The organism is Mesorhizobium sp. LSJC280B00, assembly GCF_000502835.1.
In the GTDB taxonomy this organism is placed as follows: Bacteria; Pseudomonadota; Alphaproteobacteria; order Rhizobiales; family Rhizobiaceae; genus Mesorhizobium.
The window spans coordinates 1-7,190 of record NZ_AYVL01000074.1; the positions used below are offsets into that span (position 1 = coordinate 1).

At 58.7% G+C, this 7,190-nt stretch carries 7 protein-coding genes; 3 read left to right on the forward strand and 4 right to left on the reverse strand.

The window, feature by feature from the left end; genetic code table 11:
* The first annotated feature begins 211 nt into the window (after positions 1–211).
* Complete coding sequence (locus tag X773_RS76005; RefSeq protein WP_084641905.1) at positions 212–448, forward strand: transcriptional regulator; 237 nt, start codon at positions 212–214, stop codon at positions 446–448.
* 340 nt (positions 449–788) lie between these two features.
* Here X773_RS76005 and X773_RS72885 read toward each other — a convergent pair whose 3' ends face one another.
* Positions 789–1,352, reverse strand: a complete 564-nt coding sequence (locus tag X773_RS72885; RefSeq protein ID WP_245274892.1) for a pentapeptide repeat-containing protein — start codon at positions 1,350–1,352, stop codon at positions 789–791.
* Between the two features lie 1,369 nt (positions 1,353–2,721).
* Here X773_RS72885 and X773_RS0140390 point away from each other — a divergent pair.
* Together X773_RS0140390 and X773_RS72890 are read left to right on the forward strand one after the other, a co-directional pair.
* Positions 2,722–3,156, forward strand: a complete 435-nt coding sequence (locus X773_RS0140390; protein ID WP_023680826.1) for a hypothetical protein — start codon at positions 2,722–2,724, stop codon at positions 3,154–3,156.
* Between the two features lie 24 nt (positions 3,157–3,180).
* Positions 3,181–3,390: a hypothetical protein gene (locus X773_RS72890; RefSeq protein ID WP_023680827.1), complete on the forward strand. Its 210-nt coding sequence runs from the start codon at positions 3,181–3,183 to the stop codon at positions 3,388–3,390.
* Between the two features lie 479 nt (positions 3,391–3,869).
* On the opposite strand, the gene X773_RS72895 is transcribed toward X773_RS72890, so the two are convergent.
* The 3 genes from X773_RS72895 to X773_RS72905 form a co-directional block, all read right to left on the reverse strand.
* Entirely contained in the window at positions 3,870–4,865 is a 996-nt protein-coding gene (locus X773_RS72895; RefSeq protein ID WP_031213402.1) for a PleD family two-component system response regulator, read from the reverse strand.
* A gap of 11 nt (positions 4,866–4,876) precedes the next feature.
* On the reverse strand, positions 4,877–5,899 hold the full coding sequence (locus X773_RS72900; protein ID WP_023680829.1) for a chemotaxis response regulator protein-glutamate methylesterase: 1,023 nt from the start codon (positions 5,897–5,899) through the stop codon (positions 4,877–4,879).
* Between the two features lie 22 nt (positions 5,900–5,921).
* Positions 5,922–7,190: response regulator (locus X773_RS72905; protein WP_023680830.1), on the reverse strand; the 1,269-nt coding region annotated here is incomplete at its 5' end.

Here is a 7,190-nt window from a genome sequence, read left to right on the forward strand (position 1 = left end):
AAGCTGGTAAGGCAGAAAATGACAAAAGCGCTTGACCCCAAGCCGCCGAATAGAGAAGCCATGATCCGAGCTCCTATCAGCTTGGGTTGTGGTCAGGCTGCTGAGGGTAGTTGCACACCAACAGCAGCCGCTTTCAAGCGAAAAATCGTATCAGCGGTACAATATTGAAAAAGCGGCTATGGATCAACAAGAATCGTATCACGGTTACGAAATGAATGCAGTTCAGTGCAAAATGGCACGTGTCGCGTTGGGCTGGGGAACTCGAGAGTTAGCCCTAAACGCAAACGTATCTCCCGATACCATCGCGCGGTTGGAAAGAGGCGAACAGCTAAAGAATTCAACCCTCGCCGAAATTCGTGCAGTCTTCGAAGCGGCCGGGATCGAATTCATTCCAGAGAACGGTGGCGGCGCTGGTGTTCGCTTGTCACAGCGTTCCGCTGGCGCATGACAATCGGCTTTTTTGAGCCGCCGCACATGTGCGGCTAGCGGCCCAAATGGGCGCTTCAGCGCCAACAGGCGAACCAACACGTACGTCCGCAATGGGCCTGATCCCGGACCTTCGCACCGAGCTCTCACATGTCCGCTCGCGTGCTGGGTACCCTAGCAGCGGACGGTCTGCTCGGCCCCATTTCTGCCCCCTCGGACCGCGTGGGTAGTGGGAGAAATACGGCCCGATTCCATTCATCCGCTCCCGGCTGTCGCAAAAGTTATATAGCGCAAACGATGACATAGGGGTTCTCAGTTTCATCCTGTCGGGCGCAGCATTGCCGCAGTTCGCTTGCCGACAACTATTCCTGCTGGAATTGACAGGGCCAATCTTCAGGCCTCGTCAAGCCAGAAGGCAACTCGGTCCGGGCGTCTCCGCAAGCCATGTTGAGCTGCCACTGGGACAGACCCACCGAATTGGAAAGGTCGACGCCCTCGATACGGGTCAGAAAGAAAAAGGCGCGGTCAAAGTCTATCGGCGCGGTGAACGTCGCTCCTCGGAAGTCCGCCCGTGCGAGATTGGCAAACGAGAAGCGGCTGCCGCTGATATCGGCGTCATGGAACTGCGCACGCCCCAATTCTGCCTTTGTGAAATCAACATTGGTCAGATTGGCGTCCTGGAAATTCGAGCGCTGCATTTCCGCGCTCGCAAACACAGCGCCCTGCGCGTCCATACGGCTGAAGTCGGTCCTGTAGGCCTCGATTCTGTCGAACCGGGCGCCTTTGGCGGTCGAGTCGGCCAGGGAAGCACGCACAAGCGTTGCCTTCTCAAGATTTGCCGAAAGGAGATTGCTGTTCCTGAGGTCGGTCGAAGTGAAATCAACACCGAACAGGTTCGCCCCGCTCAGGTCCTGTCCTTCTAGCATGAGAAGCTTCTTGTCACACTCGTGCCAATTGACGCCAGGCGTCGCGGCTGCGTGGCAATTGTGAGCAGCAGTGGCGTTCTGCCAAGCAAACACCGTGCAAACCGCTAGAACCAAGCCGGATGCGCCGTAAGCTCTGGTTCGCCTCAAAGTCATTGTTGCTGGACCTCTGCTACTCGCCGACACTCAACCTTACCACATCTGCTGACACTCGAGCCACGGTGACCACCGCCGTCACAGTTGGCGCATTTCTCATATTCAAGCTTTGATGTTAATCAACCGATCAACCCGCGCGTAGGGCGCGATTTGCGAGCGCCTCCCCATATCATCGGCGGTCCAGCAGAGATTCATTTGTCACAGGCCAGGCGCTTCATTCCGCAGGTATGCTTGACTAAGCCGAGGAGAGCGGTCGTTCAGGATGGCGCGGTCGCGTGCCAAGATTGGCCTCCGCTCTGGACGTTTGTCTCGCTAATGAGGAGCCTGCTCGGGTGCTGATCGCCTCCGCCGGCGTCCGCTGCCGACAAGCGTGAATCCGCTTGGTTCCGCACCGATCGGTACTTCCCGACGGCGAGGTTGACCCGGCACGGGGTGCTCGTCGCGTATCCTGATTCCGCTGTCGCATGAACCCCACGACTTCGCTTAGCGAGGCCGAAGTTGATCTCTGCCATCTACCAGGTCGAACCATCAACCCCGCATATCTGTGTCGTAAGCTGACGTGCCGCGAATACCCCGTTTTCGGTAGGCGGGCTTTATGGCGGGCGCCCAACCTATTCTTGTATTTTTATTGATGTAAACAATGACTTATGGCGGTGAGGGAGGATTCGAACTCCGCGCTTGGAAGAGCGTCCTTCTCGTCTTCACCGTGCAGGCCGGTTACTCTGGGCGGCAGAGTGCCCTTCCGCGCTTCGTTTCCGATATCAGCGCCGGCAACTGACCAAGGCATAGCGGGCTCGTAACGATAAGGACGGTTCTCGCTATTTGAGGACCGCAACGGGTTGGCGAGTCTAGTCTGAGCGATCAAGCCCGCGCTCTGGACGAGGTCCCATCCTCACAGAATGTTCGCCCACCGGGCCAAACGTGACGCAACGGAACGGATGGTTCACCCGTAAGGTCTTGGGGCGATTGCGAAAGGAGACCAGCATATGACCTGCGAACGAGACGTCGGCACGTTCGAAGAGCCNGAAGGTGCTCGGCGGCGGCAGCGCACCGGAGATAGCGCGCGTGGCATTTCTCAACGCCGCCAAGGAAGCGAAAATCCTGACTGCTTGACATCTCGTCAACGCGTGCCCCCACCACTGTCCATCGTGCATCACTCTTGCAGCGGCCGTTACATTTGTGCAAACATCGTGCGTCGATCATGCGGAGACGCCGAATGCTTGCGCGAGAAGGCTGGAGCCGCGGATCTGCACTCTACGTCGACCCGCGAGTTGACGCGCTCTGTGGCGAATTCCACGTAGAGATCGTCCCCAAGGGCCGCTATCCGAAAGAAGGCCAGACGCGCGCCGTCGGCTCCATCCGCCGGCTGATCGACAATCATGGCGCTGAGCATGCACGGTTGGTCCTGTGTGTCCTGGCTGAGGGCCGCGGCGAACCACGCGCTCACCGAAGAAAGCAGCCTGACGCCGTCTCTGACTTGCTGCTGGCCGGTCCGGACCTAGTGGAGCAGGGCATGGCCGCCGTGCTCGAGGTTTTCGACGCGATCCCGCTCGGCGCATACATGGCGATCGTCAATGAGCTGCGCGGCCGCGTTCATCAGGGGCATGCGCTAGCTGGGATCCTTACCGGCGCCTCCGGGAGAGCTCGCTAACGCAAGGAGACTATTCGGTCCCGGATGGCCAAGGCGGACGCCAACGAGGCTGAAAAGGGCCGGCAGGGCTTCACCAAGCGCCAGCGCAGCCGCGAGGAACTGATCGCACTCGGCAAGAGGATGCTCGCGGTCAAGGCGTCAGTGCCTCATGGCGAGTTCGGACTATGGCTGCGCGATCAACCTATCCCGTACGATTTGGCTTTGCAGGCGATGCGGCTGGCCCGCGGCTGCTGACTAGAAGCGATCGGCCGAACCAAAGAAGAGGCGCTCCCTTGTTTCGCGCCGTATCCCCATCTAGCCTGCACTATTGTCAGTTGAGGTGACGGGTATGAAACAGAATCAAAGCAACGCATTGGCCATCGGGCTTTTGATATCGAGCATATCTCTGGCAGGGTGCACTACAGTCTCAAATAGCGGTGCGGATGGTCGACGCCGCCGTCAGGCACCTATACGGATACTGTCGTTGTGACGGTCACCTTTTGAGATAGGGATGTCCTAGATTAGACTGAACCAGGCGCATAAGCGTCGGAGGCGTAGCCGTCGAAAACGAACTCGTGTTTGAGGTTCCGGTCCGCGGAACAGCAGTTATCCAGAAATGGAACTGACTTTGAACTGTTTCGCTTGCCCGGTTGACAATCGAGGGGTCCCGTTCGGCGATCACCAAGCCTTTAAACTGCACGAGCTGTAAGCCCGTCCGTAAAGCACCCTTACCTTTAGTCGTAATACACGACACGGTCCCGTCCTTCCGACTTGGCGCGGAAGAGCGCCAGATCGGCCGCCTTGATGAGGTCATTTGGCGTGTGGGTCTCATCAGGCACCATGGTTGCAACACCGACGCTGATTGTCACCCGCTCAGAACCGTGTGGAATGCTCAAGGCTCGCACGCTCTGCACGAGCCGCTCGGCCATAGCGCCCGACTGCGCCTGCAAAATATCGACCACCACCACGACGAACTCTTCGCCGCCGTAGCGCGCCGCGAGATCGGTCGAGCGGTTGCAACTGCTTTGGATTACACTGGCGACCTGCTTCAGCACCTCGTCGCCTGCCATGTGGCCATAGGTGTCGTTGTAGCGCTTGAAGTGATCGGCATCGATCATAAACAACGACAGCGGGCTCTTCGTGCGGACCGCGCGCTTCCATTCCGCCGCGAGATATTCATCGAAGTAGCGCCGGTTTCCCAGACCTGTGAGACCGTCAATCCGTGTGAGACGTTCCAGCTCGAGATTCGCACGCATTAATTGCCGCTGGCTTTCTCGCAGGGCCCTGTATGCCTCCTCTCGCTGAACGTGGTCAAGATAGGCCCGGGAGTGATAACGGACACGAGCGACCAACTCGATACGGTCCGGCAGTTTGACCAAATAGTCGTTCGCTCCGGCCTCGAATGCCTCGCCCTTGATGGCCGGATCTTCTTTACTTGACAGCACGATGACGGGGACAGAATGCGTCGAGGAATTCTTTCGGTATTGCCGTACCAAGTCCAGCCCATCAACGCCCGGCATGACAAGATCCTGCAGGATGACCGTTGGCTTCACTTCGTCGGCAACTGTAGTCGCTTTGAGCGGATCGGTGCAGAAGTGGAAATCTATGTCCGGCTGGTTTGCGAGCGCGCGCCGGACCGCTTCACAGATCATTATCTGGTCGTCCACCAGCAGAACCATTGACGAGTAATTGTCTGCCAGGGGTGAGACGAGATTGGATTTGCCCGTCATAGAATAACCTTTCAGCAAGATCGGCCGCACGCCTCGATTAGGCGCGGGGCGATTGAGTCAAGCGGTAGGATCTCGACAGCGGCACCGATGGCAGCGGCGGCTTTGGGCATCCCATAGACCGCACTCGACGCGCTGTCTTGAGCGATTGTCAAATGCCCTTTGTCGCGTAGCAGCTTGAGCCCTTGGGCACCATCTCTACCCATGCCCGTGAGCAAGACACCGATCACGACACCCGGCCACCACTGCGCGGCGCTCTCAAGGAATACATCTACGGAGGGACGGTAGACGTTGTCGTGCGGCTTCGGGGTATAGCCGAGCTTGTGGGCTGACTTGAAGACGAGATGATCAGCCGTGGCCGCAATTAGAACGGTGCCGGCCTCGGGCTCATCTCCTTCGCGTGCCGGACGGATTGGAAGTGCCGCATGCTGGCCGAGCCAGTTTGCAAAACCGGGTACGAACTGCGCATCGAGATGCTGTACGAGAACTATTGCGGCCGTGAAATTGCTCGGAAATGCGCCGAGGATCGCGGCAACAGCTGCGGGCCCGCCCGCAGACGCGCCGATGGCAATAAGGTGCTGTGCCGATGACACAGACGGGGGCAATGTCCGTGTGCCCCAATTTGAAGACGGCGCGTCACGTACGAGTTTGCTGATCGTCGTTATCTTCTTGATGAGAAGCTGTGCGGACCGTCCGGACCCCGGGCCGTCAGAGCCGATCGAGGGGATGTCGACCGCGTCAAGCGCGCCATACCCCATTGCTTCATAGACACCAGGAATGTTGGCCTCAATGCTCGCCGTGACCAGCAGAATCAGGCATGGCGTCTTCGCCATGATCCTGCGCGTAGCCTCGACGCCATCCATTTCCGGCATCACCAGGTCCATGAGGATCAGGTCCGGGAGGTCTCGTTGGCAGGCCTCTACTGCCTCACGCCCGTTAACGGCGATCCAGGCCACCTGATGTTCCGGGGTTGATACAACCAATCGCCGCAGAAGCTCGACCGCAAGAGGCATATCGTTGACGATAGCGATCCTCATTGATGGATACACACGCTGCGCCTCATTCTGTCGCCTGGCCGATCAGGTCGACGACTGCATGGAGCAGTGTCTCGTCGTGGAAACTCCCTTTAGTCAGGTAGTAGTCCGCGCCGGCGTCCAGACCTCGCCTGCGATCGTCTTCGCGATCTTTGTACGACACGATCATGATCGGGGTGTTCCCGAGCCGGCTGTCCTTCTTCATCAAGGTCACCAGTTCGATGCCGTCCATGCGCGGCATATCAACATCGGTGATAACAAGATCGAATGGTTCAGACCGTATGGCGTTCCATCCATCCATACCATCAATCGCCACCTCGACCTCATAGCCGTTATTGTCCAGCAGCTTGCGTTCGAGCTCACGTACCGTCAAAGAATCGTCGACCACCAGAACGCGCTTGCGCCGCCTAAGATCGGGGCTGGTAGTACCACGCCGCAAGGTGCGTAGGCCGCCGGATGACGCGAGCTTGTCTACTGATCGGATCAGATCGTCGACATCAACGATAAGCACGGGCGAACCATCTTCCATCAACGCCGCCGCGCTGATGTCCTTGACCTTGGCAAAGCGAGGATCTAGCGGCCGGACCACCAACTCGCGCTCGCCCAGGAAGCGGTCGACAATCAACCCGTGGGTTTCACCGTGATCACCATTAATCAGAACGACTGAAAGTTCATCGGCGTCTGCTTGCGGCTCAGCGCGGTCAAGAACCTCGTGCGCGGTGACTAGTCCGATCTGTCGATCCTCGAAGCGGAAATGCGGCCGGCCTTCGAGCAGTTCGATGCGCGTGCGCGGCAACTTTATCGTGCTGGCGATGCCTGCGAGCGGGAAGGCGTATGGCTCTCCGTCAATGTCGACGAGCAGCGTGCGGAGCACCGACAAGGTCAACGGCAGCTGTAGTTGAAATCGGGTTCCGAAGCCGAACTCTGAGGAGACGGTTGCGAGGCCTCGGACCTGCTTGGTCATCGCCTGTACGGCATCGAGCCCCACGCCGCGTCCGGAGATGTTGCTAACCGTCGCTTTCATCGAAAAGCCTGGCAGAAACAGAAATTCGAGCAATTCCGCTTCGGCAAGTCTGCCGACGGTCTCCTCTGTCGTCAGGCCGCGCGCCACGACCGTCTCGCGCAGCTTGTTCAGATCGATTCCCCTTCCGTCGTCCGCGACGATTATCTGCAGCAGGCCCGCATTGTGCCGTGCTTCGAGCCTGATGACACCTTCTTCAGATTTGCCGGCTGCTATACGTTCGTCGGTCGTTTCGAGCCCATGGTCGACAGCATTGCGGAGGAGATGGCCGAG

Excerpts from the sequence above, each read along its gene's own strand:
- X773_RS76005 (WP_084641905.1), top strand. The coding sequence starts at position 212 with ATGAATGCAGTTCAGTGCAAAATGGCACGTGTCGCGTTGGGCTGGGGA.
- X773_RS72885 (WP_245274892.1), bottom strand. The coding sequence starts at position 1,352 with ATGCTAGAAGGACAGGACCTGAGCGGGGCGAACCTGTTCGGTGTTGAT.
- X773_RS0140390 (WP_023680826.1), top strand. The coding sequence starts at position 2,722 with ATGCTTGCGCGAGAAGGCTGGAGCCGCGGATCTGCACTCTACGTCGAC.
- X773_RS72890 (WP_023680827.1), top strand. The coding sequence starts at position 3,181 with ATGGCCAAGGCGGACGCCAACGAGGCTGAAAAGGGCCGGCAGGGCTTC.
- X773_RS72895 (WP_031213402.1), bottom strand. The coding sequence starts at position 4,865 with ATGACGGGCAAATCCAATCTCGTCTCACCCCTGGCAGACAATTACTCG.
- X773_RS72900 (WP_023680829.1), bottom strand. The coding sequence starts at position 5,899 with ATGAGGATCGCTATCGTCAACGATATGCCTCTTGCGGTCGAGCTTCTG.